This is a genomic window from Marinagarivorans cellulosilyticus (assembly GCF_021655555.1).
GTDB classification, from domain to species: Bacteria; Pseudomonadota; Gammaproteobacteria; order Pseudomonadales; family Cellvibrionaceae; genus Marinagarivorans; species Marinagarivorans cellulosilyticus.
The window spans coordinates 893,489-916,584 of sequence record NZ_AP023086.1 but is presented as its reverse complement, the minus strand read 5'-3'; the positions used below and the strand labels follow the sequence as shown (position 1 = coordinate 916,584).

Annotated in this window: 28 protein-coding genes; 5 read left to right on the top strand and 23 right to left on the bottom strand. The window is 45.0% G+C overall.

All coding sequences use genetic code 11. The features are described 5' to 3' along the window. Positions 1 to 103 precede the first annotated feature (103 nt). The 9 genes from MARGE09_RS03630 to MARGE09_RS03590 all read right to left on the bottom strand — a co-directional run bounded on the left by MARGE09_RS03630 (position 104) and on the right by MARGE09_RS03590 (position 7,290). Positions 104 to 301 carry a hypothetical protein gene (locus tag MARGE09_RS03630; protein ID WP_236985996.1) on the bottom strand — a complete coding sequence of 66 codons (198 nt, stop codon included), beginning with the start codon at positions 299 to 301 and terminating at the stop codon, positions 104 to 106. Positions 302 to 570: 269 nt separating this feature from the next. Further along, positions 571 to 1,311, bottom strand: coding sequence for an IMP family subclass B1 metallo-beta-lactamase (blaIMP, locus tag MARGE09_RS03625; protein ID WP_236985995.1), 741 nt, complete (start codon positions 1,309 to 1,311; stop codon positions 571 to 573). Positions 1,312 to 1,464: 153 nt separating this feature from the next. Next, on the bottom strand, positions 1,465 to 1,773 hold the full coding sequence (locus MARGE09_RS03620) for a hypothetical protein (protein WP_236985994.1): 309 nt from the start codon (positions 1,771 to 1,773) through the stop codon (positions 1,465 to 1,467). Between the two features lie 150 nt (positions 1,774 to 1,923). Next, on the bottom strand, positions 1,924 to 2,340 hold the full coding sequence (locus tag MARGE09_RS03615; protein WP_236985993.1) for a hypothetical protein: 417 nt from the start codon (positions 2,338 to 2,340) through the stop codon (positions 1,924 to 1,926). Positions 2,341 to 3,059: 719 nt separating this feature from the next. Beyond that, the gene (locus tag MARGE09_RS03610) at positions 3,060 to 4,094 is read right to left on the bottom strand and encodes a transposase (RefSeq protein ID WP_236985974.1); all 1,035 of its coding nucleotides are present in this window, start codon (positions 4,092 to 4,094) and stop codon (positions 3,060 to 3,062) included. 64 nt (positions 4,095 to 4,158) lie between these two features. Then, positions 4,159 to 4,518, bottom strand: a complete 360-nt coding sequence (locus MARGE09_RS03605) for a class I SAM-dependent methyltransferase (protein WP_236985992.1) — start codon at positions 4,516 to 4,518, stop codon at positions 4,159 to 4,161. 7 nt (positions 4,519 to 4,525) lie between these two features. After that, entirely contained in the window at positions 4,526 to 5,632 is a 1,107-nt protein-coding gene (locus MARGE09_RS03600) for a hypothetical protein (RefSeq protein WP_236985991.1), read from the bottom strand. Between the two features lie 140 nt (positions 5,633 to 5,772). Next, the gene (locus MARGE09_RS03595) at positions 5,773 to 7,005 is read right to left on the bottom strand and encodes an ISL3 family transposase (RefSeq protein ID WP_236981837.1); all 1,233 of its coding nucleotides are present in this window, start codon (positions 7,003 to 7,005) and stop codon (positions 5,773 to 5,775) included. 78 nt (positions 7,006 to 7,083) lie between these two features. Next, on the bottom strand, positions 7,084 to 7,290 hold the full coding sequence (locus MARGE09_RS03590; RefSeq protein ID WP_236985990.1) for a hypothetical protein: 207 nt from the start codon (positions 7,288 to 7,290) through the stop codon (positions 7,084 to 7,086). A gap of 118 nt (positions 7,291 to 7,408) precedes the next feature. Here MARGE09_RS03590 and MARGE09_RS03585 point away from each other — a divergent pair, with 118 nt between their 5' ends. Further along, positions 7,409 to 8,446 (top strand): GlxA family transcriptional regulator, encoded by a 1,038-nt coding sequence (locus MARGE09_RS03585; RefSeq protein WP_236985989.1) that lies wholly within the window; start codon positions 7,409 to 7,411, stop codon positions 8,444 to 8,446. 217 nt (positions 8,447 to 8,663) lie between these two features. On the opposite strand, the gene MARGE09_RS03580 is transcribed toward MARGE09_RS03585, so the two are convergent. Beyond that, positions 8,664 to 9,548 (bottom strand): LysR family transcriptional regulator, encoded by an 885-nt coding sequence (locus MARGE09_RS03580; protein ID WP_236985988.1) that lies wholly within the window; start codon positions 9,546 to 9,548, stop codon positions 8,664 to 8,666. 249 nt (positions 9,549 to 9,797) lie between these two features. Between MARGE09_RS03580 and MARGE09_RS03575 the strand changes: the two genes are divergently transcribed. From MARGE09_RS03575 to MARGE09_RS03565, 3 genes are all read left to right on the top strand, one after another. After that, entirely contained in the window at positions 9,798 to 10,418 is a 621-nt protein-coding gene (locus MARGE09_RS03575; RefSeq protein WP_236985987.1) for a glutathione S-transferase family protein, read from the top strand. 106 nt (positions 10,419 to 10,524) lie between these two features. Then, a complete protein-coding gene (locus MARGE09_RS03570) occupies positions 10,525 to 11,535 on the top strand; it encodes a pyridoxamine 5'-phosphate oxidase family protein (protein ID WP_236985986.1) in 1,011 nt (336 codons plus the stop codon). 119 nt (positions 11,536 to 11,654) lie between these two features. Beyond that, positions 11,655 to 12,119 carry a nuclear transport factor 2 family protein gene (locus tag MARGE09_RS03565; RefSeq protein WP_236985985.1) on the top strand — a complete coding sequence of 155 codons (465 nt, stop codon included), beginning with the start codon at positions 11,655 to 11,657 and terminating at the stop codon, positions 12,117 to 12,119. A gap of 70 nt (positions 12,120 to 12,189) precedes the next feature. On the opposite strand, the gene MARGE09_RS03560 is transcribed toward MARGE09_RS03565, so the two are convergent. The 6 genes from MARGE09_RS03560 to MARGE09_RS03535 all read right to left on the bottom strand — a co-directional run bounded on the left by MARGE09_RS03560 (position 12,190) and on the right by MARGE09_RS03535 (position 15,628). After that, entirely contained in the window at positions 12,190 to 12,651 is a 462-nt protein-coding gene (locus MARGE09_RS03560) for a DoxX family protein (protein ID WP_236985984.1), read from the bottom strand. Between the two features lie 43 nt (positions 12,652 to 12,694). Further along, a complete protein-coding gene (locus MARGE09_RS03555) occupies positions 12,695 to 13,525 on the bottom strand; it encodes an HvfC/BufC family peptide modification chaperone (protein ID WP_236985983.1) in 831 nt (276 codons plus the stop codon). Next, on the bottom strand, positions 13,518 to 14,429 hold the full coding sequence (locus tag MARGE09_RS03550) for an MbnB/TglH/ChrH family RiPP precursor modification enzyme (protein WP_236985982.1): 912 nt from the start codon (positions 14,427 to 14,429) through the stop codon (positions 13,518 to 13,520). Before MARGE09_RS03550 ends, MARGE09_RS03555 begins: the two co-directional genes overlap by 8 nt. A 66-nt stretch (positions 14,430 to 14,495) precedes the next feature. Next, positions 14,496 to 14,783 (bottom strand): BufA1 family periplasmic bufferin-type metallophore, encoded by a 288-nt coding sequence (locus tag MARGE09_RS03545; protein ID WP_236985981.1) that lies wholly within the window; start codon positions 14,781 to 14,783, stop codon positions 14,496 to 14,498. Positions 14,784 to 14,822: 39 nt separating this feature from the next. Continuing rightward, positions 14,823 to 15,152: a thioredoxin family protein gene (locus MARGE09_RS03540; protein WP_236985980.1), complete on the bottom strand. Its 330-nt coding sequence runs from the start codon at positions 15,150 to 15,152 to the stop codon at positions 14,823 to 14,825. Further along, entirely contained in the window at positions 15,152 to 15,628 is a 477-nt protein-coding gene (locus MARGE09_RS03535; protein WP_236985979.1) for a YHS domain-containing (seleno)protein, read from the bottom strand. Before MARGE09_RS03535 ends, MARGE09_RS03540 begins: the two co-directional genes overlap by 1 nt. Before the next feature lie 194 nt (positions 15,629 to 15,822). On the opposite strand from MARGE09_RS03535, the gene MARGE09_RS03530 reads away from it, so the two are divergent. After that, on the top strand, positions 15,823 to 16,638 hold the full coding sequence (locus tag MARGE09_RS03530) for a helix-turn-helix domain-containing protein (RefSeq protein ID WP_236985978.1): 816 nt from the start codon (positions 15,823 to 15,825) through the stop codon (positions 16,636 to 16,638). Positions 16,639 to 16,926: 288 nt separating this feature from the next. Here MARGE09_RS03530 and MARGE09_RS03525 read toward each other — a convergent pair whose 3' ends face one another. The 7 genes from MARGE09_RS03525 to MARGE09_RS03495 form a co-directional block, all read right to left on the bottom strand. Next, positions 16,927 to 17,301 carry a hypothetical protein gene (locus MARGE09_RS03525; protein ID WP_236985977.1) on the bottom strand — a complete coding sequence of 125 codons (375 nt, stop codon included), beginning with the start codon at positions 17,299 to 17,301 and terminating at the stop codon, positions 16,927 to 16,929. An 86-nt stretch (positions 17,302 to 17,387) separates the two neighbouring features. After that, positions 17,388 to 17,702 (bottom strand): hypothetical protein, encoded by a 315-nt coding sequence (locus MARGE09_RS03520; protein WP_236985976.1) that lies wholly within the window; start codon positions 17,700 to 17,702, stop codon positions 17,388 to 17,390. 127 nt (positions 17,703 to 17,829) lie between these two features. Further along, positions 17,830 to 19,194, bottom strand: coding sequence for a group II intron reverse transcriptase/maturase (gene ltrA / locus MARGE09_RS03515; protein WP_236985975.1), 1,365 nt, complete (start codon positions 19,192 to 19,194; stop codon positions 17,830 to 17,832). Between the two features lie 770 nt (positions 19,195 to 19,964). Then, on the bottom strand, positions 19,965 to 20,999 hold the full coding sequence (locus MARGE09_RS03510; protein ID WP_236985974.1) for a transposase: 1,035 nt from the start codon (positions 20,997 to 20,999) through the stop codon (positions 19,965 to 19,967). Between the two features lie 90 nt (positions 21,000 to 21,089). Then, a complete protein-coding gene (locus MARGE09_RS03505; RefSeq protein ID WP_236985973.1) occupies positions 21,090 to 21,332 on the bottom strand; it encodes a hypothetical protein in 243 nt (80 codons plus the stop codon). Between the two features lie 289 nt (positions 21,333 to 21,621). After that, positions 21,622 to 22,428 (bottom strand): triose-phosphate isomerase, encoded by an 807-nt coding sequence (tpiA, locus tag MARGE09_RS03500; RefSeq protein WP_236985972.1) that lies wholly within the window; start codon positions 22,426 to 22,428, stop codon positions 21,622 to 21,624. A 13-nt stretch (positions 22,429 to 22,441) separates the two neighbouring features. Continuing rightward, on the bottom strand, positions 22,442 to 23,083 hold the full coding sequence (locus MARGE09_RS03495) for an FMN-dependent NADH-azoreductase (RefSeq protein ID WP_236985971.1): 642 nt from the start codon (positions 23,081 to 23,083) through the stop codon (positions 22,442 to 22,444). Positions 23,084 to 23,096 lie beyond the last annotated feature (13 nt).

Genomic DNA, 23,096 nt, shown 5'->3' with positions numbered 1-23,096 from the left:
GGGCAATGCGCTAAAACTAAAAAAAATAAACAGTAAACGCCTAAAATCAATTAACAATTGAAAAATAGACCGCAACCGCCCCACCTTTATACCAACTACCACCCTATGAAGGAAACATCTTCTTTTTAATATCCGCCAGTTTATCCATCGCTTTAGCCATGTCCTGCTTTTGGGTGGGCACTTCAAAGCCACAGTGCTTGGTGGTGCAATAAAACCGACCGCTGCCATCGGGGTTAGCCATAGAGGTGGCGGTATTTTTTTTGCATTTTGGGCAGAATTCAAATTCGGTAGGCTTGAGCATGAAAAGGAAAGACCATGAGTAGATTTGGCAGCCAGTTTACCTCCACCAAGCGTCGGAACCAAGGACAACTCGCCCAAAATTCAGCGAGTTCCTTCACATCGATTATTCTCTAGCCGCAGGCGAGTCACTCGCGCCATATCGACCAACCCAGCAGATAATCAATAAGGCTTTGTGTCGTTAGCTTTTTTGACTGCCAGTCCTGCTTCATCGGCAGCCAAGCCATAAAATCGCAACTTAAAAACTGCCCGATGCAACAACTTGTTAGAAGTTTAGTTAGTTGGCGGTGATGGTTTTTCACTTTCTTTAAGCCCCTTAAGAGCCTGCTCCCATGTACGCTTTAATAATGATGCGTCCCCAGTTTCACTATGGCTTGAAACAACAAGCTTTGCTTGAGCATACTTAGACATTAATATTTCTGCGGACTTTGGCCAAGCTTCTAAATTTGCATCGCCCAAATTACCAAGACCGTGAGGCTTAACAAAACAACCACCGAATAAAATTTTATTTTCAGGCAACCAAATCACCACGTTATCTTGAGTGTGGCCTGGGCCGGGATAAAAAACTTCAATTTTATCTTTAACTAGCCAATAACTCACTTCGCTAAATGAGTGTTTAGCTTGCATCTTCCCGCCTTCTTTAAGAAGCTCATTTGTGAATTCATATGCATACGTGGGAATAGATTGAGAATTAAGCCACTCTATTCCTCCCGTGCTGTCACTATGAAAATGAGAGGAAATAGCGCCCTTGATTTTATAGCCGCGAGCCACAAACCAATTGACTAACTTTTCCGTTTCTGTAGCAGTAAACGGAGTGTCGACCAGATAGGCGTCAGTATTTACAAGAACCACCAACCCGCGTTTAGCAACAATACCCCAACCGTTAATTTCTTCGAACGATGTATAAACATAAACACCTTCTTCAAGCTCCTCAATTTTCAAATCAGGTAAAACCGCTCCTGCAGCAGCAATGCTACAAAGGAAACATACACATAAAAAAAATAATCTCTTCATAATTGCCCTTTTCTAACGCCTTGCGCTATAGCGACCAAACCGGAGTGGGTTTTGTATTACAGTGCAATGAAACACACAAAAGCAGCGTAGATTTGGGCTGCAACAGAGGTAAATCGTTAACTTTCTCGAAAAGCTCGAGTTTATTTATGACTATTACACGTGCGCCTCATACCAACTAGAAACAGTTTCAAATAACGATGCCTCGCCTTTAAACTCACTCGCACCTTCTAACTTAGTGCCGCAGAAAGGGCAATAGATTATTTCAATAGTAGCCTCCCAGACAATATCACCCTCTGACTCAAAGTAATGATTTTCTTCAAGGTCTTTCTCATTCGCAACTCGCCGGATATATAGGTTCCAAGCGTTTTCAAATCCGTTATTGGCATCTTTTGAAAATACAATTTGCCTTTTTTTATCGTCTGTGAACTTGCATTCATGTAGAACAAAATACTCTTCTGACATATCTTAGACTTTCTAAATCTGTTGTAAGCTAACACTGCCATATGCCGTAGCTTTGTAGTTGGTTGTTTTTGTGGCAGCCTTTTCCGTCTCAAAAATAAGCGACGGAAAAGCTGTCCTGCCCTGCGAAACTGGCGATACACGACAGTCTGGTTATGATTTTTTTACCAGCTCCTGAATATTTTTGAAAATTCTACTTGGAAGATTGCACTTAACAACACCAGCACTTGCCCCATATGAAGCTTCGATATCTAGCTGAACTGCAGAATCGTAGTCAATACATACGCCTCCAGCCTGCTCTCCACGACCAGACCTTGACACTTCAATATAAGTAGAAAATTCAAACTGTTTACCACTGGTGCGTCCCCTGAGTACTAGATATAATTTATCGAGTTTCTTTTGCGCGGCAAGATTTTCCGGCCCCTTAACCAAGACCAAATTACATTCCTTTGAATACACAACCTCAATACTCAGCTCAGAGAGTGCTTGGTCAAAATCGTCAAGTTTGTCATTACACCCAAGTGAGTATCCGGGGATAGAAAATAGAATAATAAGTAATGCACGATACATTCGAAAACTCATAACGAGGCGGTTGAAAACCATCGATTCTTCCCCGCCTTTTCATTTGATGAAATTGAACAATATTTGATCAAATATTTAAGACAATCGCAACGATAATTTTCAACCGTTGAGTCGACTGCAAATCGATCAATGTGATTAGCTTAAATCGGGTAAGAGCTGGCTAGAAACCAGCTCTTACCCGATTTATAGCTTCTATTCTTCACGGATACTTCTAATTTTTAGTACTAGGTTGCTGTCGAGATCTTTCACGCCTTCTTCGACTAGGCTAGTCCATGCGCTACCACCCGCAAATCCGGTACTGAACATATGCCTACCAATAGCGTTGATCTCAATTTCGTTTTCCTTATCCACTGATCTAATACGAATTTCCCCATCGAAATTTAGGTCGACATTAAACTTTGGTTGCATCCATGCCCAAAATTGAAGAATATCAATGGCAATCGGCAATGCTTCATCAAAACCTTCATCACCTTCTACTACCGTTAAATACCCAGCCTCTGCAGATTATTTACAGGACATCCAAAACTAATTTGTTTAAAGTGTAATGCCCACCGACGAAAGGCCTCAAACTATAGATATCACGATTGAATAATAATACAATTTTTTTCGAAAAATAGAAGGTTTTGCATGGGGTGATGCCTATTAGACATCAAATACAAACCCACCAACATAATAGGGGCTGTATCATCAGTTCAATGAAGTGGTATCTAACAACCAAACAATCGCCGAGCGGCACCCAATCCTTTAACCCAGCATTGATCAAGCTTTTCTGCACAGGGTTTTATGGAATCACAGCGGCCAATACAGTGGTGAAAATCGGTTTCGATGCGGGGCATATTTTCTAGCCAGTCATCGCAATTAATTTCCAAACGCTTGAGTATTTTAGGTGATGCAAGTGCGATGGCGCCGCTCTTATTGGGCAGAATAGCTCGCCCCGTCCAGTCGATGAGTTCAAGGTAATCGCGCCAGTAAAAGGGAATAACACCTGTAGAACGCTGCCCTTGGTCTACGGAATCGGCAGTGGCAAGGTGATTATTTTTAGGTGGTTTACAGAAATTGGCCAGCCTAATGGGCTTTTTATCTTTAGCTTTTTTAGCGGGTTTATTCAAAGACTGAATGCGCTGTTGAATGGCCGTAAAATCACTGGTTTCTGGCAGCTCCGCCATGCCGGCGCGCATAGGGTTTAAATCGACATACGTCATGCAGGTAATAATCGCCTGCTCGTCGAGTAAAGCCTGGCTTTTAAAGCGCCCCTCCCAGAAACGGCCAGTGCATTTATCTTCCGCGTTTGCGAGTCGTGCGATATGTTCATTTAAACAACGCATAAACCAGCTAATGCTACTCAAACGTTTACGCCACTCAGCGACAAGGTCATCGACAAGATATTGCCCCGCTTCATTGATAGACTGATTTTTTAACACTTTAAGGGCTAATTCATTGCCTTTGAATAACATCATCCAACGCCGAATAACCGTTTTATCACTCCACCCTGCTGCTTTTTCCGCATCAATATGCAGTACCAAATGATAGTGATTTGACAATACTGCGTATGCAGCGATGTCTAGCGCAAATATATCCCCAAGTTCAGCAAGTCTATCCGATATCCATTCACGACGATGCTCATAGTTTTTACCGCTGTATTTATCTTCGCCCATGAGAAATGAGCGTTTAATACAACGTGAGCAAATATGGAACCAGCTGGTCTGATCTAAAGAGATCAATGTTCTGCGCGCTTGAGTCATAAAAAACCTCAATGATAAATACTACCTAGTCATTTAGGTATAGCCAATCACCGAGTTTTTTGCATTACCGTTTATCAGGTTTTGGATGTCCTATCTTTTCTAAGTCCACGGACGCTTTCGGTATATCAATTGATTCTCCGGTAGTGGTTTTAATCTCTAATAAAATGCCGTATTTTTTAGCACTCTTTTTAAGATTTTGATGCATATGAATATTGGGCTCGATTGCAATTAATGTTGTCCCCCGCCTTAGGTAGCGCATATTGGCGCCAGCGCCTGAACCGATTTCTACAACGGTATCGGGATGGCCTTTAAATAATTGGGCTTTTGAGGCACCAAACATCAGATTCATATAACTTGACAAAACATTAAACAACCAAGCATTGATCGGCCCACGAATCGCATTGTTTTTGTAATTCGAAGTCACAGCACACCTACCAATTTTTGTGATGATTTGCATGGGTTTTTAAATAGCCACCCGCTTCAAAATGCTTATCGTAAAAATCGGTATCCAACTTGTGCGCTTGCAAATACATCAATGCGTATATTGAAGGAACCGTGGCGGGGAAGCGCCCGAAAGTGTCGTAAACATATTGCGCCATGAGTGCTACGCACTCCGCAAAATGCTCGTTATGCCCAGCCGCACTGCCACGCACTTTGGAAGAATTTTTGTAGGGGCCATTAGTATTTGCATTGAATGGGCCGGCGTCGCCAAACTTTCGTTTAGTCACTGCATCGACCGCACTTCTCATATCGGGAAAGAAAGGCGGGCAATGCCCCTCGAAGACACCTTTCAATCCCGTAACATTGGGCACAGGCCATTGACTATTCGTCTCTGAACTAAAGCCGAACCCAGGGACCTCAGGGTCACCACTCGCGCCGAGTACACTGATTGGGTTAATGCCATCGTACATCCAGCCACCAAGACCCATCGCTTGCAACATTAATGCTCCGGCATAACAGGATGTTGATATTTCAACGGTGGTTTCGGTTAACGCAATTTGCTCGACATAACTCAGCGGATAGGGATTTTCTACATCCACTAGATCTTTAAATTTTTCTATTCCAGGAATAGCGCGCTGATTAATGTCGTCGAAAATACAAGCACCGTTTTGCACGAGGTAACACAGCGTTAACAACATATGCTGCGCGAGGTCGGCTACAGGCATAATTAATGTACTGCCCGGCACATTCGCGCACCACTCGTTGTGCATTTCCATGTGTAATGGCGAGGCTGGAATATTTAAACGACCATCCGATAGTTTTACGATTCGCGAGCGGTGCTTATTGAGATAATCGTTAAGATCGAGTTCGTTTTCGGAGTTGCTAGCCTCTGTACTTGCCATATCCCGTGTTGGTAAATAATAGGCACCCGTGTCGTCCGTGAAAAACAAATCGCTGGTATGAAAGCCCGCAGATGATGGAAAGGTTCGCCCTCCCGCCGCACCGGCGTAATTCGGAATTTGGGGCTGATAGTGACGATTGTAAGGAATTAAATTTGTCCAGCCGGTGTTGCCCCCAACGGTGGTGAGCAATAGCATTTTTTCTAATTCGCTCAATGGCTCGGGGGCATGACGCGATTTATAAGCGAGAGGACCGCCGGGAATCGACGCACCTAAGGCAAAACGTCTTGAACGGCGGCCATGAATAGCATGGCTCTTCTCCGCTTTAGTGAGGTGATCTAGTGGCTTCCATAGAACATGGATTGCTCGTCAGGCATCGATGATTGCCTTATTTTTAGCTTGAAGTACTCGGTATCCTTGATGCCTCTTGCTCGCTTGCGAATCATGCCAATGCTGACATTGCCGGCTTCAATTCTGGCGCTAGTCAGCCCGTGTTTTCCGTAGTTACAAATGCCTACGCTATGCTTCCTTAGTGACTTTGCAAATTTCTTGAGATAGAGCATATTCGTCTGTTCCGCGATGTCGCACCACTGCTCCAATGCATTCATCATGGCGTCATAATTCCCTGCATTCCACAAAGCTTGGAGCTGCTCTTTGAGTATATAAAGTGTATTGATATTGGAATTATTTTCGAGCAATGTCTGGAGTTTATTGGCTTGTTTATCATTTAACTTGTCGGCATTTTTTAACAACAGGTAGTGGGTACCTTTAAGCTGCTCTTTGCCTGCGCGATCCGCCTTTCTGAACTCGATCCTACGCTGATTGCTCATGGCTTTACTGTAGTTTTGCATCACATGAAACCGATCGAAAACAATGTCAGCATTAGGCAAGCATTCGCGTACCGATTTTTGATAGGCTGGCCCCATATCCATGGCTACCGCCTCTATGTTTTCAGCGGTTTGTGCTGGTAAGCGCTTTAGAAACGCTGTCAACACCTCGGCTTTACGGCCTGTCTCAACGCCAATTAAATGACCGGATTCCATGTCATAAATCACCGTCATATAATCATGGCCTTTGGCTCTAGCGACTTCATCGACCCCAAGATATTTTAAGTCAATTAATTTTTCAGGATTAAGTGCAGGCAACGTTTTCTCTAGGTGAAATTTATCCATATTTTTCACCGTTTCCCATCGTAGCTTTAGGTGCCGACTGACCGTGCTGATACTCATATGGCGACACAATCCGCTCACCAACTGGCAAAATCTTTGAGTATAGCGATTGCCTGTATCGACAAATTCGCAAGCCTCCATTAGACGCCTACCGCAAGTCGTCACAACTTGAGCGAGCTCAACTTCCAAATAGCACTCGAAGCCACACAAAGGGACATCACGGATCGTTCTGCGCAAGTATCGGTTGATGTTGGCCGCCTCATTACTTGACGGGTCAATCGCTCTATAACGACGGTCTCGCTTGCAGTGTATAGTCAATCTTTGCAGGGCCAAGTCATGCTGAACTTGTTTGACACGCTGACCAGGAAGGCTCAAAATTTTGCTGGAGATGTTAAGGCTCATATATTCGTTTAAGTGTAGTGGCGTGAGAACCTTACATTTCAACGGATATGGCGGGTCTTAGCATCTCTTTTTACCTCACTAAAGCGGAGAAGACCCAATAGCATCAATAAGTGGAAAGTTAACGGCATCAATTAATCCCTTCGGCAAATCAGGAACTTGCCCCAACAAAACTCGCCCCTTGTGCAGGCTTTGATTACCCGCTTTTTGAAGCCCGCAGCCACTCATAACTGTACCTGCACCCACCATGGCAGCACCCACTAAGCGCCTTCTTGAAGCCTTAAACATAGCGATTCCCTTTAAATTCTCTGTAATTAGTTGAAGGAGCGCATATTGAGGGATAAAACCAAAAACCTGTTAGGCGCATAATTGACAATAACGGGGCAAATATGACAAATTGCCAGCCATGCCAAATACATTTCGCCGCCACCCACTGAAAATTAGCCTGCTAGCCACCCAGGAGACCTCCGCCGCCGTGCTCTATGGATTACACGAAGTGTTTTCCTGCGTGGGAACAATGTGGCAATTGATGACAGGTAGGCAAGCGCATACACCGCAAATCGCGGTGTCCATTGCAGGGCGAAGCAGTGGGTTACTGGTTACCAACCAGGGCGCTCCGATTTTGGTCGATAGCCCATTCAGCGAAACAGATAACCCCGACGTGATTATCGCAGGGGATCTCTACTTAGATCTTGAGCAGCCACTGCATGGCCTTTGGGCGGAAGAGGTTCAATGGATTAAAACGCAGCATCAACGTGGAGCAATTATTTGCTCCGTGTGCTCGGGTTCAATTTTATTGGCAGAAACAGGGTTATTAGACGAGAAGAATGCTACGACGCACTGGAGCGTAAGCGAGCTTTTTGCACAATACTACCCCAAGGTAAATCTAATGCCAGAGCACGTACTTTTACCCGGGCAACCGGAAGATAGAATTATCACCTCTGGTGGCTCGGCATCTTGGTCAGACTTATCCTTGTATTTAATTGCGCACTTCTGTGGCAACGAAGAAGCAAGGCGTATCGCTAAAATATTTTTATTCGGTGACCGTAATGATGGGCAACTCCCCTTCAGTGCGATGACGCGCCCAAAGCCACACGAAGACGAAGTCGTGGCCCAATGCCAGCTATGGGTTGCCAACAACTACGAAGTGCAAAACCCCGTAAGCGAAATGATTAAACATTCTGGATTGAACCCGAGAACCTTTAAACGTCGTTTCAATAAAGCCACCGGATTTGCGCCATTAGAGTATGTGCAAACGCTACGCATCGAAGAAGCAAAGCAAATGCTTGAAGCCAGCAACGACCCCATCGATATAATTGCCAGCAACGTTGGCTATGATGACCCCAATTCATTTAGGCGTTTATTTAAACGCTCAACAGCTATTAGCCCCAGCCAATATCGGCAGCGCTTTCAAAAAGTTGGTGCCTGCGTAAATATTCAATGAATATCTTCTCCTAACCACAGGCCATAAGGTCAAATTTGAATGCAACGCCAGATACTCTTTAGCTGACTTACGCCATTATGTTTGATAGCCAATTCTGCATTAAGGGCGCCTCAAAAAAATAGTGATTTTTGGGTGCGCGCAAGTGATGACGTTCCCGCTTACTTGGTTTTAGATATCCAACCTTTTTGGTATCGAAAAAGGTAAAACACGCAACATTTTACTGAGAAAAATAATCCACAAGGTGGTCTATCAAAGCGCGAATGCGTGCTGTTAAGTGGCGGCTGGTAGGGTAAACGGCATATAAAGAAAAGCCTTCACGCTCATAGTCTTCCAACACTAATTGCAATTGCCCCGACTTTAAAAACGGGGCAACACTGTACAACGGCCCGCGGCTAATACCAATACCCCCAGCCACCATATGTGCTACTGCCCGCGGAGCGTTGGCCTGATGAGAGCCACTCACCACCACCGTTAGGGTTTTGCCAGTATTATTGAACTTCCAATGATAAGGGTGTGTGGCCGCCTTAGAAATAACACAATTGTGTTCGCTTAGCTCTTCAGGCGTACGCGGCGTGCCGTGCTGCGCAAGATAAGCAGGCGATGCAAAAGTCACCACACGCATATTCATTAATTTGCGCGCAATTAATGTGGAATCCTCTAAGGCACCAAAACGCACGGCTAAGTCGAATCCCTCTTCGACAATCGCTACCCGCTGATCGGATAAATGTAAGTCGATCTCAACCTTAGGGTTGGCAAGCTGAAAGGGGTTAAGCGCCTGAATAAGCTGATGACTACCAAAGCCCGTGGGCGCGGTAATGCGGATGGGGCCGGCAAGCTCCGCTTGGCGCTGCTGCACAAGATCTTCCAATTCATCCAACTGGTCCACAATGGCGCTGCAGCGCTCTAAGTAAGATGCGCCGGTTGCGGTCAGCGATACACTGCGCGTGGTTCGGTTAAATAGTTGCGCACTCAGCTTGGCTTCCAACTGGGCAACATACTTGCTCGCCAGCTTTGTACTTATCCCTAAAACCTTTGCGCCACCGGTAAACGACTGTTTGCGCGCAACCGCAATAAAAACACGCATGCCCTCTAGGGTATCCATCACGCCCTCCTATTATGTACGTTTTGTGCATAATTATACCCACTTCTAGGGCATTATCATTTGATAAAAGTTTTTCTATTATGGAAATCAAGCGACGACGCCGAGGCAGTCTTTGCTTCGACTTCCGAGAGTCGATCGCGATCTTTGTTCGTAAACTAGTCCGTAAAACCTTGCCACATGTTTACTCTGCTTATTCGGAATAAGTCACTCAGTAAGCATATAGCGCAGCCTCATAAAAAAGGTAGCACCATGAGCCAACCCCTAAAAATCTACAGCTTTCCCCTATCCGGCCACGCCCATCGCGTGCGCCTTTTTGCCAGCGTCGCTGGCATTCCACACGAGGTCATTGACGTAGACCTCGCCGCGGGTGAACAACGCCAAGCACCATTTTTAAACCTTAACCCTTTCGGTCAGGTACCCGTAATACAAGACGGTGATATCACGCTAGCCGACTCCAATGCCATTTTGTTTTACCTCGCAAAGAAATATGCCCCCCAATATTTACCTAAGGACCCCGTGCAGGAAGCACAAGTGCAACAGTTTTTAAGCTTTGCGGCCGGTGAGCTAGCCTTTGGGCCCGCAACGGCGCGCTTGATAACCGTATTCGGTGCACCGCTGGATGCGCAGCTGGCAATTAGTCGCGCGCACAATCTGTTCGCAAAGCTCAACCAACACCTTGCCAGCCGCGGCAGCCTAGTGGGGGATCACCTGACCATTGCGGATTTTGCACTCTATACCTATACCGCCCACGCCCCCGAAGGCAATGTTGACTTGGCCGAATACCCCGAAATTAAACGCTGGCTCGCAGGCATCGAGGCCCTTGAAGGCTTTATTCCTATGAAAAGCACAGCGGTAGGTCTAGCGGCATAAACAAAGCGAGCGTAGATGCTCTGGCAGGGTTAAGCGCCTCAACCTGAGGGGTTAAGCCTGTCAGTTCCGTTTCATTACTTAGAAGTGAATCTTTTGGGAGCACACTTTGGAAAACACTGAGCATCGAATAGACGCCCCCTTTCACGCAGGAGAACAACGCCTGCAGGAGCGCCTTGGCATGCGCGAAAAAATGGCAGCGATTGGCAAGCGCGTTATTCGCCCTTACATGCCGGAACAACACCGCACCTTTTACGGGCAACTGCCTTTTTTGGTGGCCGGCGGTATTGATGAATTGGGCTGGCCGTGGGCCTCGGTGGTCAGTGGACAACCAGGATTTGCGCACTCGCCAACCAGTACACAACTGCATCTATCTAGCCAAGCAATTCAGCGCCTCGTCGATCGAAAAGACCCCTTGACTAGAACACTCACTCAACCCAATAGCCCAATAGCCCTGTTAGGCATAGAGCTCAATACGCGGCGTCGAAATCGGCTCAACGGCAGGATCGCAACGCATAGTGATGGCTCTGCGACGCTCGAAGTCGACCAAGCTTTTGGTAATTGCCCCAAATACATACACACGCGAGAATTGCAGTTTGATAACTCGACTATAGCGAGCCAGGCCCCCAACAGACCCACTGAGATAACCACGCTGGACTTCGCCGCCCAGGCGTTTATTCAAACAGCAGACACATTTTTTGTGGCAAGCTCAACAACGGTAGATGCGAAAATGCCGCAAGCGAATCAAGGGGTCGATGTATCCCACCGGGGAGGCAAACCCGGTTTTGTAAAGATCGAGGGTAATACCCTGACCATTCCCGATTTTGCCGGTAATTTCCATTTCAACACACTCGGGAATTTTTTGCTCAACCCCAAAGCTGGGCTTGTGTTTCCAAACTTTGTCACCGGTGATCTATTGATGTTAACCGGCCGAGTCGAGCTATTAACGGAAGACGATAGTACGATTAGGGACTTTAAAGGTGCTGACCGGGGTTGGCGTTTTTGCCTAGAGAAAGGTTTAAAAATGCCTAGGGCATTGGGCTTTTCGGCTAAGCTCGTTCAGACCTCACCCACGACAAAAACAACCGGCGATTGGCCGTCAAACATTGCTATCCCATAACTTGCTTACAACACCGACATACCCAACAAGGTTATCGAATTACTTAATTTTTTAATATAGCTCCACCTTTTTTCACAAACTCATTTAATCCTTAAATATTACTGAGCAGGAGAATCACCATGGCACGCCCCCCACTCCCCCCATTCGACGAAGATTCCGCAAAGCAAAAAATCCGCATGGCCGAAAATGGCTGGAATAGCCGCAATGCCGAGGCTGTCGCACAAGCCTATTCTGCCGATACCCAATGGCGCAACCGCTCAACCTTTGTAAATAACCGCGAGGAGGCCCAAGCTTTTCTCGAAGAAAAATGGGCAAAAGAGCATGAATACCGACTCATAAAAGAGCTTTGGGCATTTACCGATAATCGCATTGCTGTGCGTTATGCATACGAATGGCACGACGACGAAGGTAATTGGTTTCGATCCTATGGCAATGAGAACTGGGAGTTTGGTGCCGACGGCTTAATGCAAAAACGCTACGCGTCGATTAATGACTTAGCCATTGAAGAAACTGATCGAAAATTCCGCTGGCCTCAGGGTAAGCGCCCCGATGATTATCCCAGCCTATCAGAACTTGGGTTATAAACGCTTACGATTAAAAAAATAGGCGATGAATAAATCCATCGCCTATTTTTTTATTTATTTAAATTTTCTTTTACACTTTAGTACTACGAAAGCGCTTCAACACTAGCCGAGACAAAGCAAAGTAACCCGCACCGTACAGCACAACTTGCGCCAACAAGATGCCCCATAATATATGTAGGTAAAGTGCAGCCACAGCAATTTCTTGCAAACTAATAACAGCGACAATATTTAAAACGAATAGTCCAAACGCCGCCACACGAGTCAGTAAGCCCGCCACTAACAACACAGGAAGCACAAGCTCTGCCGCAGTAGCTAAAAAGGCGGAAATTTCGGAGGATAGTAGTGGTACTGCATATTCGTATTCAAATAGAAAGAGCGTCGTTTCCCAGTCATTAATTTTGGTTAATCCTGCATTGAAAAAAACGTGTGCTAGGTACAGTCTAACTAAAACCGCAACAACCGAATGCGAACGCGCAAGCAGGTCGACAGCTTTATCATGAAAATTAATGGCTCGGTGGGCAATAGTGTTCATATTTATTCCTCAAGTTTTTAAACATAATGTTAATAATTTAGGGTTAATGATGGCTTAAATCACGTGTAGAAATTGTTGAATAAAGACCAACAATAATTTGATCTTCTATGGCGCGGGAAAACCATTCGGCAAAGTCAATTTTTGGATGAAGACTTAAAAGCGCATCGAGACTAAGCCCTGCCTTTATCGCTTTTATCCAGTTAAACTCATGGCGACCAATACTCTGAACAAAAGGCTCTGCTTGGCTCTGAATTAACCAGTGACCCGTCGATGGCGTATTGTTAAGCAGTTCTTCGAAAAGTGCCTTATCGAAATGAATAGCACCGTCACGCCACCGGTGTGAATGCCAAATTGCGCCACAGTGAAACTCACTTTTTATCAGTGCCACAGACGGAGACAGACTTAGGTGTACTTTTGTTAAATCCTCATTAAGACACTTCAGAGAGAGCGCATCAAAGCTTTGAGCACGTAAACGTGAACGACTGTGAATCTCCCACTCCACCCGTGCAATATCAGACAAATAAGGGTGAGCTTCGATTAACGACGTTTCACTTAAATATCGTGCTAATTCAGCACCCCACGTTGCCCAATCGCCTGCAGTCATTGGGTAGAATTGTAATAAACGTGCCGCCAGCTTATGCATCGTTTTTTCACTGAGCATGGCACTGGCCACTGGGTAACTTTGCGACAATGCTCGGCCAGCACTCGCTATTAAGTTTGCACGATATACAGCGACGCCTGACTGCTCTGAGTTATGGGAGGGTGCTCCAGTCAATATTTGATGGATCAAGGCGTTTTGCCGTAAAGCCAGTTGCTGAACAGCATCGCGCTCTTTAACAGTAATTAATTCTTCGGTATTCACAGTACTAGCCATTGAGCACCGCCTTGGAAAATTTTGTTTCGATTTTCAAAGTCGCTTTCTTTGCTTCAGCGAGTAAAACTTGCCACTCAGGCAAATCGTTATCCCATTCGATCAAGGTGGGAACAGCGCCAAAACGCTCGAGCGCGTAATCAAAAAGTTGCCAACATTCATCCGATATAGCACGGCTATGGTCATCCACAATAAAATATTCCTTCTGCGCAGGGGTATAACCCGCCAAGTGCAGTTCCTTTACCGCTTGTTTAGGAATTTTCTCTAACCATGATTGGGCGTTGCTCAGCGCATTGCCTTCTTCAAAGTTATGCGCATTAATCAGAACGTTATTAAGATCAATGAGTAGTCCACACTGGGTTTTGTCAACTAATATCGAAAGAAACTCTTGTTCAGACATTTGCGCATTGACGAGAGGTAAATAACGCGAAATATTTTCAACCAGCAACTGCCGCCCTAAGTGCTGTTGCACTTCATCGACATTATTCGCGATCACCTCAAGTCCTTCTGGACCAAACTCTAACGGCAGCAAGTCTCCAGCATGGACACTTTGACGCTCAATCTCGCCCCAACTGAAACTTGCGTGATCTGAAAGCATGATGGGACGAACCCGATCATTTAGAGACGCCAGTGCAGACAAATACGCTTTGGGAATGCCGCAAGCGGAGCCCAAACCGAGCGAGGTGCCATGCAGGCTAATAGCGTACTTTGCCGCTAATTCGTCTATCAGAGGTATTAGAGGGCCGCCCTGCGCAAAAAAATTTTCGGTATGTATTTCAATAAAATCCAATTGGCCAGCGTCGGCTGCCACTCCATTTAATGCATCGCTAAAGTGAGGATGCCGTAAACCAACGCCCACAAAAGCAGGGCTACTAGCCGCATTTCTGGCTGCTTTATGAAATTGCATATTTTGAGCTCTCCTTTACAGGTTCAAAAAAAAGGGGAGACCCTGCTCCCCCTTATCCAAGCCTCATTAACCCTGTTGCGCTTTATAGCGCTTTTTGGCTTCGGCTTTTAATAAGCCACCGAGGTCTTCGCAAGTACCCTTGGCGACAAGCTTCCACTCACCAGGATCGTGATCAACTTTGGCCTGACCCGCACATGAATGTGTGCCCGCCAAATTACCGCAATCATTCTGGCCTGCCAGTGCAATTCCGTAGCACTTCTCTTTACCCGCGGCATGCGCGGGTAAAGAGAGGCTCGCAATTGTGCAAAGCGCCATCGCGAGTGCTGCAGTTGCAGCCGTTTTTTTTGATTTCATTGTTAGCTCCTTTAGAATTGTATTAGGTACTACCTTCAATTAGATGGCTGCCAAATTGGATGCCAGCCACGTATTTAAATCAGCCAGTGTTACGGCTCCCGATCGACGCACAACCACTTCGCCTTTATCCACCAATATTTGCGTAGGAACGCTGCGTACTTGAAAGTGCCGGACCCAATCTGGGTGCCGATCAACATCAATCCGCACGGTTTCCACTTTTTTTTGGTAGTGATTGGCAATAGTGTCAATCACGGGCTTTGTCGTTTTGCAGGGACCACACCACTGCGCACTGAAACTCAACAGTTGGGTTTTATCGCTTTCCAGTAGTGTTTTCAGCGGTGCAACAACAGTTTTAGTCAACTCGTTCATCAGTCCTCCTGATTGGCATCCTCTACACTGAGGTCTTCAATACCAGACCACGTTCTTTTAGCCGTTTTTAAATGCCCGGGAACATCAGTCAACCATTTTTTCTGAACGTCTTTATTCAGGTTTAAATAGAGTTTTCCGTCGTGGATATAAAAAGCATCTGGATCAACATCCAACTTCTTGTCCAACGCAACACCCATTGCACAATAACCACCGAACTGAGGTGCATAACGCGCTGGGTCGGCTTTAAAGGCATCACGATTTTTCTTACTGGAAAATCGATAAATGGCATCTTCATAAATTGCGGTGTACTTAGCTGACCCTTCAACTGCCTTATCCTTCGCAAAGTAGGCGACGGGATCATAGCCATGTATAGCAACGTCGTTTGTTCCAATATTGACCGAGGAAGCAAAAGTCAGACTACTTAATGCGAGTAAGCTTGCACCGGTAAATAACTTGATTGTGTTTGTAATGTTCATAGTGTCTCCTTAATAATGGACTTAATAATTAACGTGGTTGAATTTAAAATAGAGATGTCTTTAGCGAATTCCGATTATCTCGGCTCGCCTTGTCAGCTGTGTTAACAACCTTGCGACATAGTTTAAGGATTCGGGATTAGGACAAAGGTCAGATCGTCTTTAAAAAGGCACCCAACGTACACAATGGAATTATTATGGATTCGCTTAGCCAATTACTGGAAAGTTTAGAAGTCAAAGCAGAGGTTTTTTACAACGGCAAGCTGTGCGGTCTGCAAGGGTTTGACGAAAACCCTCAATCGGGCATGTTGCACTTTGTGAAGTCTGGCGCCATACAGGTTAAGACTGAAGAGGGGCACAAACTCAGCCTGCCGTCATCCTCATTGCTGTTTTTCCCAAGTGGGGTTAAACACGATGTTTTCGTCGCTCAAAACCAAGAGGCCGAATTGGTCTGTGCAAGTATTCACTTCCCAATCACCCAGCAAAATTTTTTATTGTCAAAATTGCCGCGATTTATTTGTATGCAGACCAAAGAAAACCCTGAAATAGTGACTACGACAGCCTGGTTATTTAAAGAGGCCTTCGTGGAGGCAACGGGATACAGAACGCTGATTAATCGTTTGTGTGACATTTTTATGGTGCAGCTGATTCGCCACGTTACTGACACGGGCGTTATACACTTCAGCCTTCTTGCCGGCGCCTCTCATCCCAAATTGAATCCTCTTATGGATAAACTGAAATTTTCACCAGAGGATGCTTGGACGGTTGATAGCATGGCGCAAGAAGTCGCCATGTCTCGCTCAAAGTTTGCACAACTGTTTAAAGAGACCACTGGTAAAGCCCCAATGGAGTATTTAACGGATTTGCGGCTCGATGCGGCCAAGCGACTATTAAAGAAACAAAAACCAGTCGGCCTGATTGCTAATCATGTTGGTTATGAAAACGCGTCTACGCTTGCGCGAGTTTTTAAAAAGCGATTTGGGGTTACGCCTAAGCAGTGGATAAAGCGTTAGGTTTACTATTTAAGGGGGTTTAGACACATAGAAAAGTAACTTACGAAGCTTAAGCGCCTGCTCCTGTGAATTCATGGTATAAGCCGTCACACCTATCGTGAAAATATGACTTAAGGGCATACCTCTAAAAATAGTAATTTTTTATGTGAGAGCACGGACAGAAGTTGCTCCTGGCGACTGCCTGCATTTACTCCGTCCGTGGAGATCAAGCACCACTCGGACGACTAAATGGATTTAGGGGGTAGTTTACGGAGGTCAGGTTGACTGGCTTGGTTAGTTTTATTTTTATTAGCCCCAATGTTTACAAGCACGCTGAACTTGCTCCTCATTTACTAGTAGCTCTTCAGTTAAGCACCACTGCAAAAATTTAAGAACGACTTCTCTTTGCGTGGAATTACAAAGAAACTTGAAACTAAGGTGCTCAATTTCTGGTTTTTTAGAGCGCCCATATTCTGCTAATGCGTTAACAGTACCATCAACTACTAGGTTTCCGTTAGAGTCTCTATTACGTGTACACCAAAGCATATAAGAAGGCACCAAAATCAACAGGCTCATTTTTTCATTTAGCCATGCAATATCAGCATTTTCCTCAATAAATTCATCGTCAATTGGGACGGAACCATCAGGAAAAAAGGCTTCTTGTATTGCTTGCTCAATATTCATATCTACCGGCAACTAACGCCCGCAGCTGCGGACGCCTTGTAGTGACGAAGGAAGGAACGGAAAGGCGTTCCGACAGACTGCGTTTGTTATGAGCCATGTGGACCGAGCGCATTGAATAACAAAGCTATTGACGCTGAAGCAGACTCTGCCAGCCCAATATAACTACCAGCCTTAACGTTACCAACAAAAATATCTTTACCCAATACGTATCCCAATTCTTCATTGCTCATACTTAGCACATGATTACCATTAATTTTTGCAATCATATTACCTTCATTATCACGTACAAATTCATTGCTGTACTCACCAAGTCTTTCCATTTTCGATGACCATCCCACGCCATTCCTGAAACGCCCAACCAGCTCACCCTTTACATTATAAATTGAACTGTGCTCAGACATTTTTAGTGCTCAGTCATGGTAGGGACTTCATTTACACAAAGCCCCCCATACAGATCCGGACGTGCGGTTTTCCCGCATCCGGCTCCTCGGTCGTACTCGCTCTCGCAGTGCAAAACAGTCATCCTACTTACCAACATACCCTACCCCTCGGAATCACTTTACACACCGGCTTTGGAAAGTTCCGATATGCCATAACACGCTTGAGTCTTGCCCACGTTACACTCTTGCGACCACTACGTCGATTTAACCACTTATACAGCTTACCCACCACATGAAAATACACAGCATACACATCGTCATTATTGCCCACCACACCAAAATAATTGTAGTGACCTCTTAGCTTTTGAGTGAGCTTCTCTAGAAGCACCGGCGTTCGCTTATGCCGATTCATCTTGATAAAGTCACTCAACGCATTTTTGACGGATTGTAGTCGTTTTCGTGAGGTTCGTCTAAATACACGAGGCTTACCGGCCTTGTCATAGCGCCAGTGAAACTCGTAACTTAGAAAGGTAAAGTTGTTCTTTAACGTGGGTGAAAATCGACTGAAGCGAATAAGGTTCGTTTTCTCAGGCGCGACTTGTAAATTGTACTTCTCTAAGCGCTTGGGAAGCACACGATAAAATCGCTCAGCATCCCTCGCATATTGAAATGCACACACAAAGTCGTCTGCATAACGACACAATATTGCATTGCCATCACAATGTGGCTTAACCACATGCTCAAACCAGTCATCTATAACGTGATGAAGATAAATATTGGCTAAAATCGGTGAGATACTCCCGCCTTGCGGCGTCCCTTCTTCGGGGTAATGTATCTGACCGTCCTCCTCCAATATACCCGCTTTTAACCACTTGGCGATTAAACGCAAAAAGCGTTTATCATCAATACGCTGTGCCATAAAATCGAGTAAAACATCATGATCAATGTGGTTGAAGAAGCCTTTAATATCCGCTTCTACAACATAACCAAAACCACCAAATTGTAGCTTGGCATTCAGGTCATCTGCACATTGTCGTGATCCACGCTTTGGTCGATAACCATAGCTGAATTCGTGGAAGTCTTGCTCATAAATGGCATTAAGTATATCCGACGTCGTTGTTTGAAGCAGCTTATCTTCAAGTACAGGCAATCCCAAGGGGCGTGTTTTGCCGGGGGATTTGGGGATATGTTTCCGTTTAACCAACCGCGCTTTGTAGTTTTGTCTTTTTAAACGAACAATAAGATCATCGACGTTTTCATCAAAATGGTTTTGATAATACTGATAGGTGACATTATCGACCCCACTCGCGGCCTTTTTATTCATTTTACTGAATGCATGACGCAGGTGAGTTTCGTTTAAACACCGTGACAAATCGCGAAAGCGATGCGTGGGTTCTTGTTTTGCTTTTCTGGCTATTCCTCGCAGTGCGGGTAGCTCATAGTATTCCCAATCTTCTGCGTTGGGGATGAGTGTCCTCTGCGAGCTACGTACTTCCGTCAAGACCTTTCCCATGTAGTTGGCTTTCCCAACCCCAGAGTACTATGCTTGATCCGACTTCCACTTAACCATAGGCCAATACCCCAGTTACGGGGATCTTGGCTTTCCTTATGCGGTGTAATTATTGTTGAGCACCAGCGCAGTCCCGTCTCCACAGCGTTTCGTGTCTCTCGCATTTCAGTGTTCAATAATAATGTCATAAGGGGAATAAATGGATCTCTCAAGTTCTCAAATGCATCTCTATGTACATGCCACAACCTTTTGACTCCGGAGGCCCTCCGCACCCTTACCATTAACGGGTACTTCTGTGTTGACTTCGGCGGGCGTTAAACCCCTCGTCGACCTCAATTTTTGATTTCGAAGCTGTCTGCTATGCCAGTTCTCAGGGTCTGCGAAACCCCTACGGCCTGCACATTTCTCTGTGTACGCTTCACTTGCTTTGTTCGGGCCTTGGATTAAAAAAAAAAAAAAATCACTATTTTTTTAATCGCCCTCCGCCACAAGCGCAACACTCGATACGGGCAGTTGGTGATCTTTACAGGACATCCAGAACTAATTTGTTTAAAGTGTAATGCCCACCAGATCTTTACAGGACATCCAAAACTAATTTGTTTAAAGTGTAATGCCCACCGACGAAAGGCCTCAAACTATAGATATCACGATTGAATAATAATACAATTTTTTTCGAAAAATAGAAGGTTTTGCATGGGGTGATGCCTATTAGACATCAAATACAAACCCACCAACATAATAGGGGCTGTATCATCAGTTCAATGAAGTGGTATCTAACAACCAAACAATCGCCGAGCGGCACCCAATCCTTTAACCCAGCATTGATCAAGCTTTTCTGCACAGGGTTTTATGGAATCACAGCGGCCAATACAGTGGTGAAAATCGGTTTCGATGCGGGGCATATTTTCTAGCCAGTCATCGCAATTAATTTCCAAACGCTTGAGTATTTTAGGTGATGCAAGTGCGATGGCGCCGCTCTTATTGGGCAGAATAGCTCGCCCCGTCCAGTCGATGAGTTCAAGGTAATCGCGCCAGTAAAAGGGAATAACACCTGTAGAACGCTGCCCTTGGTCTACGGAATCGGCAGTGGCAAGGTGATTATTTTTAGGTGGTTTACAGAAATTGGCCAGCCTAATGGGCTTTTTATCTTTAGCTTTTTTAGCGGGTTTATTCAAAGACTGAATGCGCTGTTGAATGGCCGTAAAATCACTGGTTTCTGGCAGCTCCGCCATGCCGGCGCGCATAGGGTTTAAATCGACATACGTCATGCAGGTAATAATCGCCTGCTCGTCGAGTAAAGCCTGGCTTTTAAAGCGCCCCTCCCAGAAACGGCCAGTGCATTTATCTTCCGCGTTTGCGAGTCGTGCGATATGTTCATTTAAACAACGCATAAACCAGCTAATGCTACTCAAACGTTTACGCCACTCAGCGACAAGGTCATCGACAAGATATTGCCCCGCTTCATTGATAGACTGATTTTTTAACACTTTAAGGGCTAATTCATTGCCTTTGAATAACATCATCCAACGCCGAATAACCGTTTTATCACTCCACCCTGCTGCTTTTTCCGCATCAATATGCAGTACCAAATGATAGTGATTTGACAATACTGCGTATGCAGCGATGTCTAGCGCAAATATATCCCCAAGTTCAGCAAGTCTATCCGATATCCATTCACGACGATGCTCATAGTTTTTACCGCTGTATTTATCTTCGCCCATGAGAAATGAGCGTTTAATACAACGTGAGCAAATATGGAACCAGCTGGTCTGATCTAAAGAGATCAATGTTCTGCGCGCTTGAGTCATAAAAAACCTCAATGATAAATACTACCTAGTCATTTAGGTATAGCCAATCACCGAGTTTTTTGCATTACCGTTTATCAGGTTTTGGATGTCCTATCTTTTAATATGCAGTACCAAATGATAGTGATTTGACAATACTGCGTATGCTGCGATGTCTAACGCAAATATATCCCCAAGTTCAGCAAGTTTATCCGACATCCATTCGCGACGATGTTCATAGTTTTTACCGCTATATTTATCTTCGCCCATGAGAAATGAGCGTTTAATACAGCGTGAGCAAATATGGAACCAGCTGGTTTGGTCTAAAGAGATCAACGTTCTGCGCGCTTGAGTCATAAAAAACCTCAGTGATAAACACTACCTAGTCATTTAGGTATAGCCAATCACCGAGGTTTTTGCATTACCGTTTATCGGGTTTTGGATGTCCTATCTTTTTTCATAAACACTACCTAGTCATTTAGGTATAGCCAATCACCGAGGTTTTTGCATTACCGTTTATCGGGTTTTGGATGTCCTATCTTTTTCCTTTGGATGTCCTATCTTTTTCCTCTATCTTTTTCCTATCTTTTTTCCTCCTAGATTATTATGACTATACTCCCCCCTACAGACATTAGTTGTAAGAATACTAGACGACACTCATCCTCATCATTGCTCCTCCTACTTTACCGGCATTATTACCGCTGCCTTCAACGCCACTGAGCCTACAGATTTCCATTAAACGATCCCCTGACAAGGATGCGCGACCGACGATAACACCATCTAAAGCCTGTAATGACATCAATTGGATAAGGTTCGTCTCAGAGACACTGCCACCATACACAACATTGACTTCTCTCCTTGATTGTCGAAATTGCCCTTTAATAAATTGTATGACTGAGTTGACTTCATTGAGTGGCGCGCATTTTGACGAGCCCACGGCCCAAACGGGCTCATAAGCAATGATGAGTTTAGAGGCAACACTCTCAGTGAAATTCAGTAGCCCCTTGAGCTGCCTAGCTAACACTTTAAGCGTATCGCCCTTAATTCTTTCTTCCTGAGTTTCACCAATACACAAAATGGGTGTCAGCCCACGCGCCACTGCAGATTCAAGCTTTTTCGCAATAAGCGGGTCATTTTCCTGATGGACTTTTCGCCGTTCGGAATGGCCAATAATGACATACGACACACCTAGATCTACTAACATCTCAGCAGATGTATCGCCGGTGCCACCGAATAAATTGTCCGACCACAGATCTTGGGCTCCCACTTGTATAGTATCAATACCTTGGAAATCGTCAATGCAGCGCTCTAGATAAATATCTGACGGGCAAAAGATAAGATCTACCAACGAAAGTCTAGATTTATTTTGAATAATAAACTGCGAAATGGCTCTTACGCTCTTTCGCGAGCCATTCATTTTAAGATTTGCAATCACTAAACGGTGCTTATTCATAAAGCCCTCGTATCTACACTTCTCGCAAAACCATCGATTCAAAAATCGATTCGATTTTTCTCAATGCATTACGCCGAGCCGCATCAACCGCTTCCTGACCAAGCGCAGTCATTGTCATGCTGATGATATCTACTTCACAACCCATGCAACTGTTCAACCATAATTCCAAGTATTTAATAGCAAAATCTTCATGCTCATTTCCCGACCCCTTCGTATAGTCGCCACCACTACTACTGACGATAAATGCCCTTTTGGTGGGTAGCATCGAAGTATATCCGGTATCAGGTGCCCAGGTGAATGACAAGCCAGGTTGAGTGACGACATCAACATAGTGTTTTAAAACATAAGGAATTCCCCAATTCCATGTTGGGGCAGCAATCACCACAAGATCAGCGCCTGCAAATCGCTGAACATGATCATTAATAATATCCCAATGACGCTGCTGTTCAGCAGTTAGCGCTGAACCTTCAAATATTGTATATTTCGCAGCCAAATTAGTGCCGCTCATATGAGGCAGCTCTTCGCGCCATAGGTCGAGCACATCGACCTCATAATCATGTGCGCAATTTAATTTCTCTATTAGTTGATGACAGATTTCAGTGGTAATAGAACGCTCTTTTCTAGGAGACGACTCTAAAAATAGTATCTTCTTCATATTGACTTCCAAA

Coding starts and splice junctions, on each gene's coding strand:
- MARGE09_RS03575 (WP_236985987.1), top strand. CDS start 9,798: ATGAGCCAACCCCTAAAAATCTACAGCTTTCCCCTATCCGGCCACGCC.
- MARGE09_RS03520 (WP_236985976.1), bottom strand. CDS start 17,702: ATGTCTGAGCACAGTTCAATTTATAATGTAAAGGGTGAGCTGGTTGGG.
- MARGE09_RS03545 (WP_236985981.1), bottom strand. CDS start 14,783: ATGAAATCAAAAAAAACGGCTGCAACTGCAGCACTCGCGATGGCGCTT.
- MARGE09_RS03615 (WP_236985993.1), bottom strand. CDS start 2,340: ATGTATCGTGCATTACTTATTATTCTATTTTCTATCCCCGGATACTCA.
- MARGE09_RS03505 (WP_236985973.1), bottom strand. CDS start 21,332: ATGACTCAAGCGCGCAGAACGTTGATCTCTTTAGACCAAACCAGCTGG.
- MARGE09_RS03600 (WP_236985991.1), bottom strand. CDS start 5,632: ATGCTATTGCTCACCACCGTTGGGGGCAACACCGGCTGGACAAATTTA.
- MARGE09_RS03610 (WP_236985974.1), bottom strand. CDS start 4,094: ATGACTCAAGCGCGCAGAACATTGATCTCTTTAGATCAGACCAGCTGG.
- MARGE09_RS03560 (WP_236985984.1), bottom strand. CDS start 12,651: ATGAACACTATTGCCCACCGAGCCATTAATTTTCATGATAAAGCTGTC.
- MARGE09_RS03525 (WP_236985977.1), bottom strand. CDS start 17,301: ATGAATATTGAGCAAGCAATACAAGAAGCCTTTTTTCCTGATGGTTCC.
- MARGE09_RS03630 (WP_236985996.1), bottom strand. CDS start 301: ATGCTCAAGCCTACCGAATTTGAATTCTGCCCAAAATGCAAAAAAAAT.
- MARGE09_RS03550 (WP_236985982.1), bottom strand. CDS start 14,429: ATGCAATTTCATAAAGCAGCCAGAAATGCGGCTAGTAGCCCTGCTTTT.
- MARGE09_RS03585 (WP_236985989.1), top strand. CDS start 7,409: ATGCCAAATACATTTCGCCGCCACCCACTGAAAATTAGCCTGCTAGCC.
- MARGE09_RS03535 (WP_236985979.1), bottom strand. CDS start 15,628: ATGAACATTACAAACACAATCAAGTTATTTACCGGTGCAAGCTTACTC.
- MARGE09_RS03495 (WP_236985971.1), bottom strand. CDS start 23,083: ATGAAGAAGATACTATTTTTAGAGTCGTCTCCTAGAAAAGAGCGTTCT.
- MARGE09_RS03555 (WP_236985983.1), bottom strand. CDS start 13,525: ATGGCTAGTACTGTGAATACCGAAGAATTAATTACTGTTAAAGAGCGC.
- blaIMP (WP_236985995.1), bottom strand. CDS start 1,311: ATGAAGAGATTATTTTTTTTATGTGTATGTTTCCTTTGTAGCATTGCT.
- MARGE09_RS03540 (WP_236985980.1), bottom strand. CDS start 15,152: ATGAACGAGTTGACTAAAACTGTTGTTGCACCGCTGAAAACACTACTG.
- MARGE09_RS03620 (WP_236985994.1), bottom strand. CDS start 1,773: ATGTCAGAAGAGTATTTTGTTCTACATGAATGCAAGTTCACAGACGAT.
- tpiA (WP_236985972.1), bottom strand. CDS start 22,428: ATGAATAAGCACCGTTTAGTGATTGCAAATCTTAAAATGAATGGCTCG.
- MARGE09_RS03590 (WP_236985990.1), bottom strand. CDS start 7,290: ATGTTTAAGGCTTCAAGAAGGCGCTTAGTGGGTGCTGCCATGGTGGGT.
- MARGE09_RS03530 (WP_236985978.1), top strand. CDS start 15,823: ATGGATTCGCTTAGCCAATTACTGGAAAGTTTAGAAGTCAAAGCAGAG.
- MARGE09_RS03565 (WP_236985985.1), top strand. CDS start 11,655: ATGGCACGCCCCCCACTCCCCCCATTCGACGAAGATTCCGCAAAGCAA.
- MARGE09_RS03580 (WP_236985988.1), bottom strand. CDS start 9,548: ATGGATACCCTAGAGGGCATGCGTGTTTTTATTGCGGTTGCGCGCAAA.
- MARGE09_RS03595 (WP_236981837.1), bottom strand. CDS start 7,005: ATGAGCCTTAACATCTCCAGCAAAATTTTGAGCCTTCCTGGTCAGCGT.
- MARGE09_RS03510 (WP_236985974.1), bottom strand. CDS start 20,999: ATGACTCAAGCGCGCAGAACATTGATCTCTTTAGATCAGACCAGCTGG.
- ltrA (WP_236985975.1), bottom strand. CDS start 19,194: ATGGGAAAGGTCTTGACGGAAGTACGTAGCTCGCAGAGGACACTCATC.